The sequence below is a fragment of the Pseudonocardia bannensis genome (assembly GCF_012911875.1).
Classification (GTDB): Bacteria; Actinomycetota; Actinomycetes; order Mycobacteriales; family Pseudonocardiaceae; genus Pseudonocardia; species Pseudonocardia bannensis.
On the sequence record NZ_JAAXKZ010000005.1, the window covers coordinates 77,054 to 94,113 of the forward strand.

Here is a 17,060-nt window from a genome sequence, read left to right on the forward strand (position 1 = left end):
AATGAATCAGTACACAGCGGTCGCCGGATCAACCTGTCTGTCCGGCCAGCGTGACCGTGACCTGCCGGTCGCCGACGGTCAGGGTGATCTGTTCGCCGGGCGCGCGCTCCCGGATGGCGGCGATCAGCTCGTTCCCGTCGGTGATGATGCGGTCGTCGACCCGGGTGACGATCTCGCCGGGGCGCAGGCCCACCTGCTCCGCGGGGCCACCGGGGGTGATCTCCCTGATCACGGCTCCGGTCCCGTTCCGCGGACCGCCCACGGTGAGGCTGACGCCGAGGACCGCCCGGGTGGCCTTGCCGGTGCGCTCCAGTTCCTCGGCGGTGCGCTTCGCCTGGTTGATCGGGATGGAGAAGCCGACCCCGATGGACCCGCCCTGGGCCCCGGTGGTCGCGATCGCCGAGTTGACGCCGACCACGCGGCCCTGCATGTCGACGAGCGGCCCTCCGGAGTTTCCGGGGTTGATCGCGGCATCGGTCTGCAGCGCGTTGAGTACGGTCGCCTCGCTGATGCCGGAGTCACCGCCGACACTGACCGCGCGGTCGAGCGCGCTGACGATGCCGGTGGTCACCGTGCCGCCCAGCCCCAGCGGCGAGCCGAACGCCACGACCTGCTGCCCGACCCGGACCGATTCGGAGTTGCCCAGCTCGATCGGTGTCAGCCCGGAGATGTTCTGGGCCCGAATGACCGCGAGATCGGAGTTGGGGTCCCGGCCGACGATGGTGGCGGTGGCGTTGCGGCCGTCCTGGAACACCGCGACGACCGTGCCGCCGTTCGCGGCGACCTCGATGACGTGGTTGTTGGTGAGGATCAGCCCGTCGGCGCTGAGGACCATGCCGGATCCCTCACCCGCGGTGCGCTGCCCCTCGACCCGCAGCTGCACGACGCTGGGCAGCACCCGCTGCGCGACGGCCTCGACGGGGCTGAGCGGTGCCGCCGCCGTATCGATCTCGGGGAGGGGCTCGCTGAGCACGCCACTGGAGCCGCCGCTGCCGCCACGATCGGCCAGCGCGTAGCCCACCGTCCCCCCGATCCCACCGCCGAGCAGGGCGGCGATCAGCACCAGCACGCCCAGCTGAGCGATCCCGCGGCGCCCGGCTCCGCGCTCCGGGCCGGGCTGCCGCACACCGAACTGCTGGGCGCCGAACTGCTGGGCGCCCGTGTGCTGGGTGGCGGCGCCCGGGTAGCCGCCGTACCCCTCCGGCCCGGGCCGGTAGTAGGGGTTGGGCCGGGAGCCGCCGGCGTAGCCGTACTGGCCGGCGTAGGACGCCGGGGAACCGTACGGCTCCGAGGAATCGCCGGGCCCGGCCCACCCGCCGGTACCGGCCCAGCGCCCGGTCGGGTCGGTCGTCTCCGTCCGCCGTTCACCGGCCGTGCTCCCGGACCCCGCGGCGGGCTCGGCGGGGTCCTGCGCATACGGGGGCGCCCACGGCGACCGGGCCGCGGACCCCCCGGCCGCTGCGTCGCCGGTGGCCGGTCGCTCCTCCGCAGTGGGGGCCGTGTCCCCTCGGCCCTCGGGCGTGGGCTCGGCGGGGCTGCCGGAGGTGTTGTTGGCCATGACCTCACCGTGTTCGAAAGTTCGACTGCGACGACTCGGGGGTCGAGCCTAGAAGTTGGCAGTCCGGAGCGCGCCTCGGAGGCGCAGGCGCACGGTCACCCCAGCGGCCGGCGGCCCGGCAGCCGCAGCGCCAGCAGCGCGCCGCCCTCGGGCGCCCGGCCGGCCCACACCGCGCCGCCGTGCCGTCCGGCGACCTGCTTGACGATCGCCAGCCCGAGCCCGGACCCGGGCATGGTGCGGGCGCCGTCGGCCCGGTAGAAGCGGTCGAACACCCGGGGCAGGTCCTGCTCCTCGATGCCCGGCCCGGCGTCGGCGACCTCGATCACGATCGTCCAGTCGTCGACCTGGATCATCTGTATCCGCACGGTGGCCCCGGGCGGGCTCCACTTGGCCGCGTTGTCCAGCAGGTTCAGCACGGCCCGCTCCAGCGCGGTCGCGTCGCCGATCAGCGTCCACGGCGTCAACATGACCGCGAACTCGACGTCCACTGCCCGGCGCCGGGCCCGCTCCAGGGCACGTTCGACGACATCGGTCAGCTCGACCGGCTCCGCCACGACCATCGGCGGGTCCTCGCGAGCGAGCTCCACCAGATCGCCCACGAGCTGGGACAGCTCCGCGACCTGCGCGCGGACGTCGTCAAGAATCTCGGCGCGGTCCGACTCGGGAAGCGTCGGCGCCCCCGGCTGGTCGGCGGCGGCCAGCAGTTCGAGGTTGGTCCGCAGCGACGTCAGCGGCGTGCGCAGCTCGTGGCCGGCGTCCGCGACCAGGCGGCGCTGCTGTTCCTGGGAGGCGGCGAGCGCACCGAGCATCTCGTTGAAGCTGTGGGTGAGGCGGGCCAGCTCGTCGGAACCGCTGACATGGATCGGACGCAGGTCCCCGGTGGCCGCGACCCGCTCGGTGGCCGACGTCAACCGCTGCACCGGCCGCAGCCCGGCCCGGGCCACGGCGACCCCGGCCAGCGCGGCGAGGATCACGCCGATCCCGCCGACGGTCGGCAGCGCGACACCGAGCTTGGTGAGCACCTGCTGGGTCGGCTCGAGCCGCTGGCCGATCACGAGAGCGCGTCCGCTGCCGGCCCGCACCGCGACGACGCGGTAGGTGCCGTCGCTCGCGTCCGCGGTGCGCGCCGAGTAAGGAACCTCCCCGCGGGCCACCGCGAGCTCGGTGTCGCCCAGCGGTGGCGCGGACGCCGCACCCTCGGCGGAGCGGGCCACCCCGTTCGCGGACAGCAGCGCGATCCGGATGTCTCCGGCACCCAGCACCTCGGGCGGGATGGTGGCCAGCGACTGCGGATCGGCGAGCTCGCTCTGCGCGGCCGCATACGCCCGCTGCAGGAGGTTGTCGTCCAGTGTCTCGAGGATGTTGGCCCGAACGGTGATGAACGCCGCGGCCGAGACGAGCACGACGGCCCCGGCCGCGACCAGAGCGGCCAGGATGCCGATCCGGGCGCGCAGCGAGATCCGGTCGACCGTCTCGAACCGGCCGTGCATCCCGGGAGCCTCTCCGCCGGGCCCCGGGTACCCGTTCGACGGGCCGGGAGGGGGCGGGGGGTGTCGTGCCCAGGTCACTGCCGTGTCACTCCGGCACACCTCACGCCGGCGACTCGCGTAACACGTAGCCGACCCCGCGCACGGTGTGGATCAGGCGCGGCTCGTTCTCCGCCTCGGTCTTGCGCCGCAGGTAGCCGATGTAGACCTCGAGGGCGTTGCCCGTGGTCGGGAAGTCGTATCCCCACACCTGCTCGAGGATCTGCGCCCGGGTCAGCACCCGCCGCGGATGCGCCAGCAGCAGTTCGAGCAGCGAGAACTCGGTGCGGGTCAGGCTGATGGACCGCTCGCCGCGGCGCACCTCGCGGGTGTCGGGGTCCAGCGACAGGTCGGCGAACTCCAGCGGCCTGCCCTGCCCGGCCGCGGCGGCCACGTCCTCCGGGCTGCGGCGGCGCAGCAGCGCGCGCAGCCGGGCCAGCAGCTCCTCGAGGGCGAACGGCTTGGGCAGGTAGTCGTCGGCGCCGGCGTCGAGACCGGCGACCCGGTCGGAGACGGCGTCCCGAGCGGTGAGCACCAGGATGGGCAGCTCGTCCCCGCTGCCCCGCAGCCGCCGGCAGACCTCGAGCCCGTCCAGCCGCGGCATCATGACGTCGAGCACCATCGCGTCGGGGCGCTGGCTGGCGACCGACTCGAGCGCGGCGTGCCCGTCGTTCGCCAGCTCGACCTGGTAGCCGTTGAAGGCGAGCGAGCGGCGCAGGGACTCACGCACCGCACGATCGTCGTCGACGACGAGGATTCGCATGCGGCCAGTGTGGACGCATGATCTGAGAGGCGCCTGAGAGGCCGCCGTGGCGGCTGACCGGGCCGGTTACTCAAAGCCCGTGCGGCGATGCGCGAGGATGGACGCTCGTGTGGTTCGTGTACGCCGCCCTGGCCGTGATGATCGGTTCGCACCTCTACGTCTACCGGCGGGCGGTGCACGACGTGTTCGTCACGCGACGGGCGCGGCTGACCGGCGCGGCGGTCGTGGTGGTGTTCGGGCTCGCGGTGCTGGCCACGTTCCTCACCCGTCGCATCCTCGGCCCGGACGAGGCCCGGCCGCTGCACTACGTCGGGTACCTGTGGCTCGCCCTGGTGCTGTACGCGTCGGCGGTGCTGCTGGTCGGGGAACTGGTCCGGCTCGGCCTGCGGGTCGCCCGGGGACGACCGGACCCGGAGCGTCGACGGTTCCTGTCGCGCGTGCTGGCCGGGACCGCGGGCCTCGTCGCGCTGGGGGCCGTCGGCTACGGCGCGGTGATGGCCCGCCGACCCGGGGTCGAGCGCCGCGAGGTGCTGCTCGACCGGCTCGATCCGGCGTTCGACGGCTTCACCATCGCCGCGATCGCCGACGTCCACCTGGGGCCGCTCGTCGGCCGCGCCGACCTCGCCGGCTTCGTCGCGACGATCAACGATGCGCAACCGGACCTGGTCGCCCTGGTCGGGGACCTTGTGGACGGCGACGTCGAGGACCTGGCCTCCTACGCCGAGCCGCTGCGTGACCTGCGCGCGCCTGCCTACTTCGTCACGGGCAACCACGAGTACTTCTCCGGCGCCGCGGGCTGGGTCGAGTACCTCCCGACCCTCGGCGTGCGGGTGCTGCGCAACGAACGGGTGGAGATCCGCCGCGGCGCGGCCGTGCTGGACATCGCCGGCTGCGACGACCGGACCGCGGCCGTGTCGGGGGTGCCCGGGCACGGGTTCGACCTCGATGCGGCGCTGGCCGGCCGGGACCCGTCGCGGCCGGTGGTACTGCTGGCCCACCAGCCGGTGATGGTCGACGCGGCGGCTCGGGCCGGCGTCGACCTGCAGATCTCCGGGCACACCCACGGCGGGCAGATGTGGCCGCTGACCTACGTCGCACTGCTCGACCAGCCGGTCCTCGCCGGCCTCACCAAGATCAGGAACACCTGGCTGTACGTGACGCGCGGAGTCGGGTTCTGGGGGCCGCCGGTCCGGGTCGGCTCACCGCCGGAGATCACGCTGCTGACGCTGCGGGCCCGCCGGGGCTGACCGCGGGCCCTCCAGGCCGCCGCCTCTGGGCCATCCGGCCCTCCGGGCTCGGGCGTTCGGTGGCTGCACAGAGGGTGAAGGCGTGCAGAAAATGTCGCTCTCCCCTACGCGGAGGGCGATGCGGACGTGGCGGACCCGACCGGGCGGCGCGTGGCGATCCTGTCCTATCGCCTCGGCATGGCCGACGGGGTGTCGGTGGCCGCGGCGCAATGGGAGAGCGCGCTGCGCCGGCTCGGGATGCGGGTGCGCACGGTGGCCGGGGCCGGCCGGCCGGACGTCATCGTGCGCGGACTCGCGCTCGACTCCCGGCAGGCGCCGTCCCGCCGCGAGCTGGAGGCGGTGCTCGACGGCGCCGACATCGTCGTGGTGGACAACCTGTGCTCGCTGCCGATGAACCCGCGCGTGGGAGAGGCGGTGGCGGCCTACCTGGCGGGCCGGCCCGCCGTGCTCCGCCATCATGACCTGCCGTGGGAGCGCGAGCGGTACGCAGCGACCGTCGGGTGGCCGCCGGACGACCCGGCCTGGCGGCACGTCACGATCAACGAGCTGGCCCGGCGGTCGCTGGCCGAGCGCGGCGTCTCGGCCACCACGATCTACCACGGCTTCGACGTCCGCCCCCGCCCGGAACACCGGGAGCCGCTGCGGGCCCGGTTACGGATCGGCGACGGGCCGCTCGTGCTGCAGCCCACGCGGGCGATCGCCCGGAAGAACGTCAGCGTGGGGCTGGCCCTCACCGCGGCGCTGGGCGGGACGTACTGGCTGACCGGGCCGGTCGAGGACGGCTACCAGGCCGGGCTGAACGGCCTGCTGCGCGCCACCACGGTTCCGGTCCGCCGCCGCCTCCCCTTCGGCGTGGGAATGGACAGCGCGTACGCGGCCTGCGACGTCGTGGTGCTCCCGTCGTCCTGGGAGGGGTTCGGGCTGCCACTGATCGAGTCGGCGCTGCACCGCCGACCCATCGCGGTGGCCGGCTTCCCGGTCGCGCGCGAGCTCGCCGCGTTCGGATTCCGCTGGTTCGACCCCGCCACCCCGGAACCGTTGCGCGCCTGGCTGGCCGATCCCGACCCGGAGCTGCTGGACCACAACGAGGCGATCGCCCGGAGGTTCTTCGGGCTCGACGTACTCAGCCATCGGCTGCGTCTGCTGCTGTCGGGCGCCCCGGTGGGTCACCATCCGAGCCCGGCCCACGACGAGGGGTACGAGGGATGCGACTGCTCGATGGCGTGATCACCCGGCTGCTCGGCGGCACCGTCGACGCGTTGGTGGCCGAGAAGCTCGCCGAACGGATCGAGCAGCTGAAGCTGGATGCGCTGTACCGGCCCCGCTGGCACGGCGATCGGGCACGGTTGCACCTCGCCGACACCGCGGTGGTGAACAACGCGCTGTTCAACCTGTCCGGTGGCACGGTCACCGTGGGGGAGTACGCGTTCTTCGGCCACGACGTCGCGGTCCTCACGGGAACGCACGACATCGAGAGGTTCGGCCGCGAGCGGCAGCTGGCCATCACCCGCTCCGGCCGGGACGTGGTGATCGGCGACGGCGTGTGGCTCGCCAGCCACGTGCTGGTGCTGGGGCCGGTGACGATCGGGGAGCACGCCGTCGTGGCCGCCGGTTCGCTGGTCCGCGACGACGTCGAGCCCTACACGGTGGTCGCCGGCCGCCCCGCGCGGCCCGTCAAGCAGATCACCCGGACCGCACGGTGAGGCTCGAGATCGGTGCCGGGGAGAAGCCGCATCCCGACTACGACGTGCACGTCGACATGCTCGCGCTCCCCGACATCGAGGTCCGCTGCAGCATCGACCGCCTCCCCTTCGCGAGCGGGTCGATGGACGCGCTCCGCGCGAACCACGTGCTCGAGCACCAGAGCTACGAACTCATCGACGAGACCCTCTGCGAATGGGCCCGGGTGCTGTGCCCGGGCGCGCGGCTGGACATCGGCGTGCCCGACGCGAAGTTCGTCGCGCGGCAGTGGGTCGCCGGCGAGATCGGCGCCGTCGAGGCCAACCACTGGATCCTCGGCGGGCACTCCGAGCGCGCCGCACACCGCGGTGTCGACGCCAAGGGCGTGCCGCTGTGGATCTGGAACGCACACCACACGATGTTCGACGCCCGTTCGCTGCACGCCGCCGTCAGTGCGCATTTCGAGGTGCTGGAGCTGTTCACCTACGACATCCGCAACCTGCGCTGCTACGCCCGCAAACCCTGACGGCCGCCGCCCGGCACACCCGTACGCTGGTGGCACAGCGTCGCGAGCGCGGTGCCGAGGTCGTCGAATCCCCGGTACGACGGCGGACACCCGAGCGACCCGCGGCCGCTGCCGGGGATCCGGGCCTTCGCCGCTGGAAGGGGCGCGCACCATGGCTGCTGAACCGCCGATCCTGGTGCTCGGGACGACCTGCCGGCCGGGCGGCGCCGTCGATGCGGTTCTCTCCCGGCTCAGGACATCGCCATGACCCGGCCGGCGTCCTCGGCGTACCCCGAGATCCCCTACACGTCCTGGAGCGACACCCTGGCCACCCTGCACCGGTTCGCTCAGGTGGTGGGCAAGATCCGGCTGGCGGCCGGCCCCCGGCGCAACCACTGGTGGAACGTGCCCTTCCACCTGACCGGGCGGGGGATCACCACCCGCCCGATGGGCGAGGACCCGATCTTCGCGATCGACTTCGACTTCCTCGACCATCGACTCGACATCACCGCCGTCAGCGGGCTGCGTCACGCGTTTCCGCTGGTCGGGCGGTCGGTGGCCGGCTTCACCGCCGAGCTCACCCGGGGACTCGACGCTGTCGGCGTGGACGTCGCGATCGAACACCCGCGGCCGTTCGACCTGCCCGACGCCGCCCGGCCCTTCGCCGAGGACACCGAGCACGTGACATACGACCCGGCCGCGGCGACCAGGTACTGGCGGGTGCTGAGCCGGGTGAACCTGATCCTGGAGGAGTTCGCCGGGCGCTGGTCGGGGAAGACGAGCCCGGTCCACCACTTCTGGCACTCGTTCGACATCGCCGTCACGCGGTTCGGCGACGGGCACGTGGAGCACCCGCCGACGACCGACCCGGTCACCCGGGAAGCCTATTCGCGGGAGCTGCTCAGCTTCGGGTTCTGGTTCGGCGACGAATCCTTCCCCGAGCCGGCGTTCTACTCCTACACCGTCCCGGAACCCGACGGCCTCGCCGACGAGCCGCTGCAACCCGCCCCCGCCCGATGGACCGAACGGAACGGCAGCCGCCTCGCCGTGCTCCGCTACGACGACGCCCGGGCGCTGCCCGACCCCCGGGCCGCGGTGCTCGACTTCTACGAGAGCGCCTACCGGGCCGGTGTGCGCCGAGCCGGCTGGGACCTCGAGCGCCATGACAGCGTCGGTGGGGCAACCGACCCGTACGCGTGGGGGCCCGGCGGACAAGCGCCGGGGTAGCCGCGCCTCACGGGGATGCCCCGGTTCCGCACTCAGATCGCGACGAGCGACGCCGCTGCTGCCGCAGCGAGCAGACCCCCGGTCTGGGCGGCGCTGAGGCGTTCGCGGAGCAGCATCAGCACGAGCACGACGGGGACGGCGGGGTAGAGCGCAGCCAGCACGGTGGCCGTGCTGAGCAGCTGCTGGCGACTCGCGAACAGATAGCAGATGATCGCGGCGGTGCCCGCTGTTCCCGACGCCATCGCGACGGCTGCGGGTCGGGCCGGCAGGCTCCACTGCACACCGGTCCGGATGATGAGCATGGCGATGATCAGGACCGAGGTCAGCCTGCTCAGCACGACCGGCCACAGACCGGAGCCCAGGTCGACGTGGGCCAGGGCCAGGAACTGCACGGCGAACCCGGCGCCGGCGATCAGTGCATCGCCGATGCCGGCGACGCTGCGGCGATGCCGGCGACGCTGCGGCGATGCCGCGACGTGATGCCCCCCTCGGAGCCGTCGTGGGACGTCTCGTGCGGGCGGGAGACCAGCCAGATCGCGGGCAGGGCCACCGCGATCCCGGCCGGCGCCGCCGGGGTGGGCCGATCTCCCAGGGCGAGCAGCGCCACCAGGACCGGCAGCGCCGCCCCGGCGAGGGCGCTGACCGGCACCACGACGCTCATCGGCCCGGTGCCGATGGCGCGGAACAGGAACGCCACCCCGACCCCCGTTCCCAGACCGGACGGGCGCTTCGCCTACGACTGATGGACGGCGCGAGCGACGAGTGCTTCGGCAGCCGCCCGGGCACTGGCCGCGGCGTTCGCCTCGTCCGCCATGGAGTAGCAGACGATGGCTCCCTCGTGCAGGCTCAGTAGCTGCACGGCGAGGGCGTCCGGGTCCGCGATCCCGGCTTCCGCGAGCAGCTCACGGAACAGATCCCGCAGCCACTTCTTCCCGGCGACGACCACCTGACGCCCGGGATGCTCGGGCTCGGGGAGCTCGGCGAAGGCGTTGACGAAGCTGCAGCCCCTGCTGCTGGGCGCGAGCCACTCGGGCAGCACGTCGAACGGCACCAGCACGCGCCGCACCGGGTCGGCGGACACGGCGTCCAGGCGTGCGGTGACGAGGTCGCGCCAGCGGCGGTCCCGGGCCTCCAGATAGGCCACGATCAGCCCGTCCTTGGAGCCGAAGCGGTCGTACAGGGTCCGCTTGGTGACCCCGGACTCGGCGGCGATGGTGTCCACCCCGACGGCATGGATGCCCCGCCAGTAGAACAGCTCGGAAGCGACATCGAGGATGCGTTGAGCACCCGGCGTCAGTCGGATTTCTCGGCCATCGGTGATCTTCGTACTGATGTCGCCCTCCCACTTGTATTCACAGACCTGTGTACCTACTGTCGGACCTGACTTCACAGATCAGTGTAGGAGCGGATGCAATGGGACGGACGCTGCAGCGGCTGGGTGCGCTGGTGCGAGACGTCGGCTACGGGATCCACGCCGGCAACGCCATCCGGCACGGCCTGCCGGCGCCCGAGGGGGTCCGGCGGCGTCCGAGCGCGCCGCCGGATCGTCCGGGTCACGATCACGAGCAGGCGGACGTGTTGATCCTGTACCGGGTGCGGCCCGCCGGAGGTCCACAGCCGTCGGCGTGATCTCACGCGTGCCCCTCACAGCGGCGTGCCGCCGTCCGCTGTCCGCATTCAGCCGGGACGGCGCCCAGCGGCTGTTTCGCCGTACCGGCGCGCGCCGATAGCCCGGCGGTCGGACCCGGGCGCATTTGCCCGACTCGCCGCCGTGGCTCTCGACGGCGCCGTCCGCCCTCGCATCGCCGCCCGCTACGACCTGACCGACATCCACACCGCCCGGAGCGCGATCCTGCGGCGGGCCCACGTCGGCAAGATCGTCATCATCCCGCCACGCCCCCCTGACCCGTGATTCGAGTGGCTCGACCGTTGTCGGCGTGTACCGGGCTCGACCTCCGCACTCCGGATCTATCCTGAATTCCGCAACTCGCCGAGGGCCGGCCCGACGGATCCTGTGAGGGGGCGGCTGGACCGGAGCGGGCACTGGCCGGCACCGTTCCACCGCGAGCCCGTACCAGCTGTCCTCGGCGGGATCGAGCTGTGGGGGCGGCATGCTTCGGCGCGGCTGTGGACGGGCGGCGGTGCTCGCCGTGGCCGGGCTGCTGCTCGCCGGCTGCACCGCGGAACCACCGCCCGCGGTGGTGGCGCCGCAGTTGCGTACTCCCGGGGCACGGACGACGGTGCTCGCCGGGAACGGCGCTGCGCTACTGGCGGTGTCCACCAGCGCGACGCTCTACGACTCCGCGCCGGTGGTGGTTCTGGCGCCGGAGGAGGACGTGGTCGCGCAGGGCCGAGGGGCCTCGCTGGCCGTCGCGCTCGGGGTCCCGTTGCTGCTGACGCCGTCTACAGGGGACGGCGCTGCGGTGCGGGCGGAGCTGAGGCGGCTGGGCCCTCGGGTCGTGCTCACCGTCGGGGACTCGGTGACGTGGGCGAGGAGCGCGGACGGGGGCGCGTCGGTTGTCCAGGCCCCCGCAGATCCGGCGATCCTCGACCTCATGACCGGCAGGCGATTGGGTACACCCCGACCGGTCGACCCGGCTCGGCTCGTCGCCGAGGTCGCAGGCCTCGACCGGGATCACCCGGCGCTGCTGATATCCGGCCCATCGGCAGCCGGAGACGTCGGCCGGTCGGCAGATCCGGGCCGGTTGCCGACCGTCGCGGCGGCAGCGGGGGTGGGACCGCTGTTGGTGCTCGTCCCGCCGGAACCCGCCGCACTCGCGGCGAGCGCGACGGCACGGGCCAGCGGGGCGCAGGTGCAGGTCGTCGCCGGGGCCGATCCGCGTGGCGACCCGGATGCGATCGTCGCCCTGTCCCGGAGCCGGCCCGATCGTGTCGTTGCGGTGGGTGCCGGGTTCGGCTCGCCGGAACTTCTGCGTGCCCGTCTGGAGGTGGCGGCCACCGGTGCACAGCTTCCCGGCGGGGGTCAGCTGGTCTTTCCCGGGCGCCGTGTGGTCGCTCTCTACGGCCATCCCGGGGTGCCGGCGATGGGGGTCCTCGGAGAGCAGCCCGTAGATGCGGCGGTCCGGCGGGCGCAGCAGTTGGCGCAGTCGTACCAGGCGTTGGTGCCCGAGCCGGTCGTGCCCGCGTTCGAGGTCATCGCGACGGTCGCCGACACGAACGCCGGCCCGGACGGCGACTACTCCGCCGAGGCCACCGCGGCCGAGCTGAGGCCGTGGGTGGACGCCGCCCGCGACGCGGGCATGTACGTGGTGCTCGACCTGCAGCCGGGCCGGTCCGACTTCCTGACCCAGGCCCGCCGGTACGAGGAGTTGCTCGCCCAGCCGCACGTCGGCCTCGCGCTGGACCCGGAGTGGCGGCTGGCGCCCGGCCAGCGTCATCGCGAACAGATCGGTTCGGTCACCGCGGCGGAGGTCAACAGGGTCGTCGCATGGCTCGCCGACCTGACGCGGGATCGTCGGCTCCCACAGAAGCTGCTGATGCTGCACCAGTTCCGGCTCACCATGATCAGCGACCGGGTTCGCGTCGACACCAGCCGTGACGAGCTCGCCGTGCTCGTCCACGCCGACGGGTTCGGCACCCCCGACCGCAAGTTCGAGACCTGGAACAGCCTGCGCGCGGATCCGCCACCCGGGATCTGGTGGGGCTGGAAGAACTTCTACGACGAGGACAAGCCCACCTTCACCTCCGCCCAGACGGTCGCCATCACGCCGGAACCGCCTGTCTTCGTCTCCTACCAGTAGCTGCTGAGGATGGTCCTGTCGGTCGCGGCTCAACGCAGGAACCGGCCGCTGTTCATGTCGATGGTCGCGCCGGTCATGTACTCCGTGACCGGGCTGGCGACCAGGGCGATCAGCTGCGCCACCCGCTGCGGGGTGGCGAAACGTTGCAGCAGCAGGCTCGTGGCCGCGTAGCTCTCGGGGAGGGCGTCGATGGCGTCCTTCCCTATCGGGGCCAGCGTGATGCCCGGCGCGACACAGTTGACGCGCACCTGCGGGGCGAGCGCGCGGGCCATCGACCTGGTCACGTTGACCAGGCCGGCCACTCGACCCCCCTACGACCGCGGCGGTGCGCCCGCCGAGTTCGAGATCCATGCGCCTCTCGCCTCCGCAGCGGTCATGCCGACCCAAGGGCTGCGCCTCTTCCTAGCGCACGCATCCGGGCTCCGCCCGGGCTCGGCCCAACTCCCGGGGACGAGGTCCGGCGGACGACCTGGCGCAGACTGCGGAATGACAGGCCGCTCGAACCGCCGCGAACCGGACGCCGCCAGGCAGGGCCGTCCCAACACCCCCACCATGACCGGGCGCTCGCCCCACGCAGCTAGGATCCCGATGCAGGCCCTCGTAGCTCAGGGGATAGAGCATCGGTTTCCTAAACCGTGCGTCGCAGGTTCGAATCCTGCCGGGGGCACCACTGGCTAGCACATGAAATCGGCCCCTCACCTGCTGAAACAGGGTGAGGGGCCGATTTTGTTCTGTCCGGCTCTACCCGACCGGATCCAGCCGTTCCCGGCCATCTGTGCCCGTATCGTGCCCGCGGTGTGCCCGTAGCGTGCCCGCGGCGATCAGGCTGGACCGGCACCCAGGGCGGCCAGTGCCCGACGACGAGCCTCCGCGTCCTGCCCCTCAAGACACTTCGCGTAGACCTTCAACAGCACGTCCACGGAGTGGCCGGCCCACTCGGCGACCTGCGTGGGCGGAACGCCACCGTTGAGCCACGTGGACACGCAGGCGTGCCGCAGCGAGTACGGCGTCTTGGCCAATGCGGACCCGTACACCTCAGGGGTGAATGCGACCTTCCTGGCGCGGATCCAAGCGCGGTGGTAGGTCGAGCGGGCCAGCTCTCCGCCGCGTAGTCCGGTGAACAGCCGGCCATCGGGTGCGATCCCGTAAGCCTCGATGTGGACGTGGAGGAGACCGGTCAGCTCCGGGGTGCACGGGACGACTCGGACCTCACCTTTCGCCCGGTGCTTAAGCTGCCGCTCGTCACGATGAGAGCCGTTGTCCGTCCAGTCCCGGCCGGCATCCGGTGTGGCCCGTTCGAGGTGGATCTCTCCCCACCCCGTCTTCGGCAGCACCAGATCTGCCCTCCGGAGGTTGACCGCCTCCTCCGGCCTCAGCGCCGCGTAGTAGATCAGCGCGAAGAACGCGACGAGCCGCGGGCCGCTGGACACCCACTCCTCCGAGCGGGCACCTTTCGGCCTCTCCTCGGCGAGCGCTCGCAGCAGGGTGCGCGCCTGGTACGGGTTGACGACGGATCGCCGGTCAACTGCATGCGAGACCTTCGGGGCGCGCCACTTGAGCGACTCCACGGGGTTACGCGACAACAGGTCCAGCTCCACCGCGTACTCAAGCGCGTTGAAGAGGATGGCCCGGCGGCGCCTCACCACTGTTCCAGCGCTTCGGGAGCCGTCGAGGTTCGTCGCCATCGCGTCGAAGACCCCCCGTAGGACCTGGGTGTCGGCGAGTTCGGAGAGAGGACGGGTGTTGGCCGCGACCCACCGAAGACGCTCCTGCACCTCGCGGGGGCAGTCCGGCGCGGTCCTCCTCACCGTGTTGAACGCCCACCGCCTCAGCGCGGTCCGGACAGCCTGACCACTCTCCGGCACGCGCCCGTCTCTCAGCAGGGCCAGCGTGATGACCGCCAGCGCTTCCGCCGTGCTGCGGCGAGTGTTGGCCGCCGACCCGGGCCACTTCATGTCGACGTAGTCGCACGCGAACGAGTACCACGACGTGGGCGCCGCGGCACGAACCATCGAGACAGGCCGGCCGGTGGAGATGCTGAACGGCTCGCCGTTGCGGGCCGCCGTCAGCAGGGCCGCGCGGAAGCTGTCGGCGAGAGCGCGGGTTTCGTAGGTGGCCTTCCACGGCCGCGCTCCGACCTTCCATCGGACCGTGTAGGTCTTGCGCGTCTTCCGCTCCGCGCCACGGACGTTCTCCTGGATCCCCCACACCCGGACGCTGAACGTCGCCTCCATCAGGCGGCCACTTCTTCGAGGGAGTCGAGCCAGGTCTCGAAGTCGGCTCGGCGGATGCGGATCTCGCCGTTGGGGAGCTTGATACAGCGGGGGGCACGTCCCTTGGCGCGCCACTCGTAGAAGGTCGAGCGTGAGATGCCGAGTTCGACGCAGAGGTCGGCGACGGTGAGGCGGGCGGGTGGCCGGCTCAAATGGTTCTCCCGGGTCCGGGGAGTGACAGTCACTCTGCTGTCACTCGGTTTGTCACAGCTGTTTGCGCAGGTCAGATCGGGTGCAGTAGCGGAGTGACGGGAGTAGGGCCCGGGTGGTGGTCCGCGGCTGTCACTCCGCCGGTTCGCCCCTGTCACTCGGGTTCGCCCAGGTCAGCGGGGTCGGCGTGACGCAGTGACAGCAGTGACGGGCTCTCCGGGTCGGGGCTGTCACTGCTGTCACGGGTGTCACCGTCGGCGGGGCGGTACTGACCGCCGGGGGTGGCGTGGAGCTGGCCGTCGGCGACCATGCGCCGGCAGGTCTGCCGGACCGCGCCGGGGTCGAGCTGCAGCGCGTCGGCGATCTGCTTGGGCCGCTGGCCCGGGTAGTCGCGCAGGTAGCGCAGCACCATTGAGCGGGCGTCGCGCATGAGGTAGTCCTCGGCGCGCCCATCGAGGACCCGCCACGCCCCGGCTTCCGGGTCGAACGACAGCGCGTAGTCGGTTTCGTCGACGTCGCGGCCGGTGACGTGCAAGACCCCGTCGGCCTGGGCGCGGGCGCGCTCCAGGACGAGCACGGCGTCGGCGGCGCCGGCCAGCCCGTTGGTGCCCGACACGGTGGCCAGGAAGTCTTCCGCGGCGGCCTTGCGGACGTGGTGCACGAGCACGACGGCGACGCCGTGCCGGTCGGCCACCCGTTTGATCCGGCCCATCGCCGCGTAGTCGGCGTCGTAGGCGGCGACTCCGGCCGGTGGGGTGCCGCGGACCTTGGCGAACACGTCGATCACCACCAGCCGCGCGCCCGGGTGCGCGGTCAGCCAGGCGTCGATCTGCTCGTCGCCGCCGGCCGGCATCGGCGGGCAGGCGATGGACAGGGTCAGCCCGGCCGGCGCGGGCCGCCCGGCCAGCACGGTGCGCATCCGGGACTGCAGCCGGCGCGGGGTGTCCTCCAGCGCGAGGTAGAGCACCGGGCCGGCGTCGACCGGGATGGAGCCGAGGGCGGGGCGGCCGGCGGCGATGTCGAGGGCCAGGCCCAGGCCCATCCAGGACTTGCCGACCTTGGGTGGCCCAGCGAGCAGGGTCACGCCCTCGCAGATGATCCCGGGCACGGCCCAGCGGGGTTCGGGAAAGGCCATCGTCATCAGCTCCTCGGCGTCCCAGGCGGTGCGGCGGGGTGGGGGCACGGCTTCCAGCCCGCGGCGCTCCCGCGCCGGTGCGGGGCCGCTCAGCGGGCCCTGATCCGGGCTGTGCGGGCCGGTTCCGGGGTCGGTCGGGTGAGGGGCCGGGGGCGGGTGCGGATTCATGCGGCGTCCTCGATCCGGCGGGGTCGTTTGGCCCCGGCCCGCAGGCCGGAGGTGATCGTCTGCTCGGCCTGGCGCGGGCTGTAGGCGCGCAGCGCCAGGTGCCGAGCCGCCGCCGACAGCAGCACCGCGCGGGCCTCCGGCTCGGACAGCGAGCCACCGGCGACGAGCTGGCCGAGCGCCACGGAGGCGATGTAGAGGCAGGCGTTGCGCTGCGCGGGTGCGGCGGCGTGCACCCGTGCTGTTTCAGCCCGCAGTGCCGCATCGAGGTAGCGATCCCGCCGGCCGCTGCCGGGGCGGATCGGCCCGGCCAGCGGCGCCGGTGGCGGCGCCGGGCGCAGGCGCTGGAACAGCCACGGGGGCAGCTCGGCCGGCGCGCGGTCGTCGGTGACGGTGTAGTCCCCGGCCGGGGTGGTGGAGCCGGCGGCGACGACGTAGCCGCCGTGCGCCCGGGTGTCGATCTTCCAACCGAGCAGGCCGGCGCTGTTGCGCAGCCCAGCCCCGGCCGGGGCCCGGAAGTAGAGGTGCCGCCCACCCGACGGCGTGCCGACGGTGAACGTGCCGGGCAGCGCGGCGCCGGCGTGTTCGGCGAGCACCGCCAGGACGTCCACCCCGCCGGCCGCACCGGCCCACTCCCCCGGCGGGGCCTCGTCCGGATCGTCGAGGTTCTTGCGGGTGTCGCAGTCCACCACGAGGAGCCCGGCGGGGCCGGTGGCGAGCCCGATGTTGAACGGGCCGGCCGCCCAGGCGGCGCGGATGCGGGCGGGGTCGGTGGTGGCGCGCTGCTCCCAGCCCTGGTGGCCGCCGGCGCAAGCTCCCTGGCGGGGGCAGCGGGTGTAGCCGTGCAGCGCGGGGCGCTTCGTCCCCCGGTGGAGTGGGAACACCGGCCAGCCCCGGGCCGCGGCGTCGAGAGCGGCGTCGAGCAGGTCGGCGGAGTCGAGGGCGCGGTTCATGACGGAACGACCTCCAGTGGTAACGGTGTGTAATCGCAGGTGGGTGTGCGGGGCCGCGCGGCGGCGCGTGTCGAGCCGCCACGAGGCAGGGTGATCGGTGCGGTGCGGTGGGTTGGG

At 72.9% G+C, this 17,060-nt stretch carries 19 protein-coding genes and 1 tRNA gene; 9 read left to right on the forward strand and 11 right to left on the reverse strand.

Going from position 1 to position 17,060, the window contains the following annotated elements; genetic code table 11:
• Positions 1–28: 28 nt before the first annotated feature.
• The 3 genes from HF519_RS02785 to HF519_RS02795 all read right to left on the reverse strand — a co-directional run bounded on the left by HF519_RS02785 (position 29) and on the right by HF519_RS02795 (position 3,847).
• On the reverse strand, positions 29–1,558 hold the full coding sequence (locus HF519_RS02785; RefSeq protein WP_169410017.1) for a S1C family serine protease: 1,530 nt from the start codon (positions 1,556–1,558) through the stop codon (positions 29–31).
• Positions 1,559–1,653: 95 nt separating this feature from the next.
• Entirely contained in the window at positions 1,654–3,048 is a 1,395-nt protein-coding gene (locus HF519_RS02790; protein WP_169410018.1) for a HAMP domain-containing sensor histidine kinase, read from the reverse strand.
• Positions 3,049–3,148: 100 nt separating this feature from the next.
• Entirely contained in the window at positions 3,149–3,847 is a 699-nt protein-coding gene (locus HF519_RS02795; protein WP_169410019.1) for a response regulator transcription factor, read from the reverse strand.
• A 107-nt stretch (positions 3,848–3,954) separates the two neighbouring features.
• Here HF519_RS02795 and HF519_RS02800 point away from each other — a divergent pair, with 107 nt between their 5' ends.
• From HF519_RS02800 to HF519_RS02820, 5 genes are all read left to right on the forward strand, one after another.
• Positions 3,955–5,094 (forward strand): metallophosphoesterase, encoded by a 1,140-nt coding sequence (locus HF519_RS02800; protein WP_312859859.1) that lies wholly within the window; start codon positions 3,955–3,957, stop codon positions 5,092–5,094.
• Positions 5,095–5,220: 126 nt separating this feature from the next.
• On the forward strand, positions 5,221–6,321 hold the full coding sequence (locus HF519_RS02805; RefSeq protein ID WP_169410020.1) for a glycosyltransferase family protein: 1,101 nt from the start codon (positions 5,221–5,223) through the stop codon (positions 6,319–6,321).
• Positions 6,300–6,797, forward strand: coding sequence for an acyltransferase (locus tag HF519_RS02810; protein ID WP_169410021.1), 498 nt, complete (start codon positions 6,300–6,302; stop codon positions 6,795–6,797). The genes HF519_RS02805 and HF519_RS02810 overlap by 22 nt, the downstream gene beginning before the upstream one ends.
• Positions 6,794–7,300: a class I SAM-dependent methyltransferase gene (locus HF519_RS02815; RefSeq protein WP_169410022.1), complete on the forward strand. Its 507-nt coding sequence runs from the start codon at positions 6,794–6,796 to the stop codon at positions 7,298–7,300. The genes HF519_RS02810 and HF519_RS02815 overlap by 4 nt, the downstream gene beginning before the upstream one ends.
• A gap of 243 nt (positions 7,301–7,543) precedes the next feature.
• Positions 7,544–8,506: a DUF5996 family protein gene (locus tag HF519_RS02820; protein WP_169410023.1), complete on the forward strand. Its 963-nt coding sequence runs from the start codon at positions 7,544–7,546 to the stop codon at positions 8,504–8,506.
• Between the two features lie 32 nt (positions 8,507–8,538).
• Here the strand turns inward: HF519_RS02820 and HF519_RS02825 are convergent, their stop codons facing one another.
• From HF519_RS02825 to HF519_RS02835, 3 genes are read right to left on the reverse strand one after another with little or no spacing between them, the layout of a single operon-like run.
• Positions 8,539–8,898: a hypothetical protein gene (locus HF519_RS02825; protein WP_211169443.1), complete on the reverse strand. Its 360-nt coding sequence runs from the start codon at positions 8,896–8,898 to the stop codon at positions 8,539–8,541.
• Positions 8,899–8,918: 20 nt separating this feature from the next.
• Entirely contained in the window at positions 8,919–9,203 is a 285-nt protein-coding gene (locus HF519_RS02830; RefSeq protein WP_169410024.1) for a hypothetical protein, read from the reverse strand.
• A 36-nt stretch (positions 9,204–9,239) separates the two neighbouring features.
• A complete protein-coding gene (locus HF519_RS02835) occupies positions 9,240–9,839 on the reverse strand; it encodes a TetR/AcrR family transcriptional regulator (protein ID WP_312859860.1) in 600 nt (199 codons plus the stop codon).
• 80 nt (positions 9,840–9,919) lie between these two features.
• Between HF519_RS02835 and HF519_RS02840 the strand changes: the two genes are divergently transcribed.
• The 3 genes from HF519_RS02840 (at position 9,920) to HF519_RS02850 (ending at position 12,267) form a co-directional block, all read left to right on the forward strand.
• Positions 9,920–10,135, forward strand: coding sequence for a hypothetical protein (locus HF519_RS02840; protein ID WP_169410025.1), 216 nt, complete (start codon positions 9,920–9,922; stop codon positions 10,133–10,135).
• A gap of 142 nt (positions 10,136–10,277) precedes the next feature.
• Complete coding sequence (locus tag HF519_RS02845) at positions 10,278–10,418, forward strand: hypothetical protein (protein ID WP_169410026.1); 141 nt, start codon at positions 10,278–10,280, stop codon at positions 10,416–10,418.
• A 229-nt stretch (positions 10,419–10,647) separates the two neighbouring features.
• Entirely contained in the window at positions 10,648–12,267 is a 1,620-nt protein-coding gene (locus HF519_RS02850; RefSeq protein WP_211169444.1) for a hypothetical protein, read from the forward strand.
• Between the two features lie 29 nt (positions 12,268–12,296).
• On the opposite strand, the gene HF519_RS02855 is transcribed toward HF519_RS02850, so the two are convergent.
• Entirely contained in the window at positions 12,297–12,569 is a 273-nt protein-coding gene (locus tag HF519_RS02855; protein ID WP_169410028.1) for an SDR family oxidoreductase, read from the reverse strand.
• 292 nt (positions 12,570–12,861) lie between these two features.
• Between HF519_RS02855 and HF519_RS02860 the strand changes: the two genes are divergently transcribed.
• Positions 12,862–12,937 (forward strand) — tRNA-Arg (locus HF519_RS02860).
• A gap of 151 nt (positions 12,938–13,088) precedes the next feature.
• On the opposite strand, the gene HF519_RS02865 is transcribed toward HF519_RS02860, so the two are convergent.
• The 4 genes from HF519_RS02865 to HF519_RS02880 all read right to left on the reverse strand — a co-directional run bounded on the left by HF519_RS02865 (position 13,089) and on the right by HF519_RS02880 (position 16,943).
• Entirely contained in the window at positions 13,089–14,501 is a 1,413-nt protein-coding gene (locus HF519_RS02865) for a tyrosine-type recombinase/integrase (protein WP_169410029.1), read from the reverse strand.
• Positions 14,501–14,692: a helix-turn-helix transcriptional regulator gene (locus HF519_RS02870; RefSeq protein WP_169410030.1), complete on the reverse strand. Its 192-nt coding sequence runs from the start codon at positions 14,690–14,692 to the stop codon at positions 14,501–14,503. Before HF519_RS02870 ends, HF519_RS02865 begins: the two co-directional genes overlap by 1 nt.
• Before the next feature lie 152 nt (positions 14,693–14,844).
• Complete coding sequence (locus HF519_RS02875) at positions 14,845–15,993, reverse strand: AAA family ATPase (RefSeq protein WP_169410031.1); 1,149 nt, start codon at positions 15,991–15,993, stop codon at positions 14,845–14,847.
• Positions 15,990–16,943, reverse strand: coding sequence for a bifunctional DNA primase/polymerase (locus tag HF519_RS02880; RefSeq protein WP_169410032.1), 954 nt, complete (start codon positions 16,941–16,943; stop codon positions 15,990–15,992). The genes HF519_RS02875 and HF519_RS02880 overlap by 4 nt, the downstream gene beginning before the upstream one ends.
• Positions 16,944–17,060 lie beyond the last annotated feature (117 nt).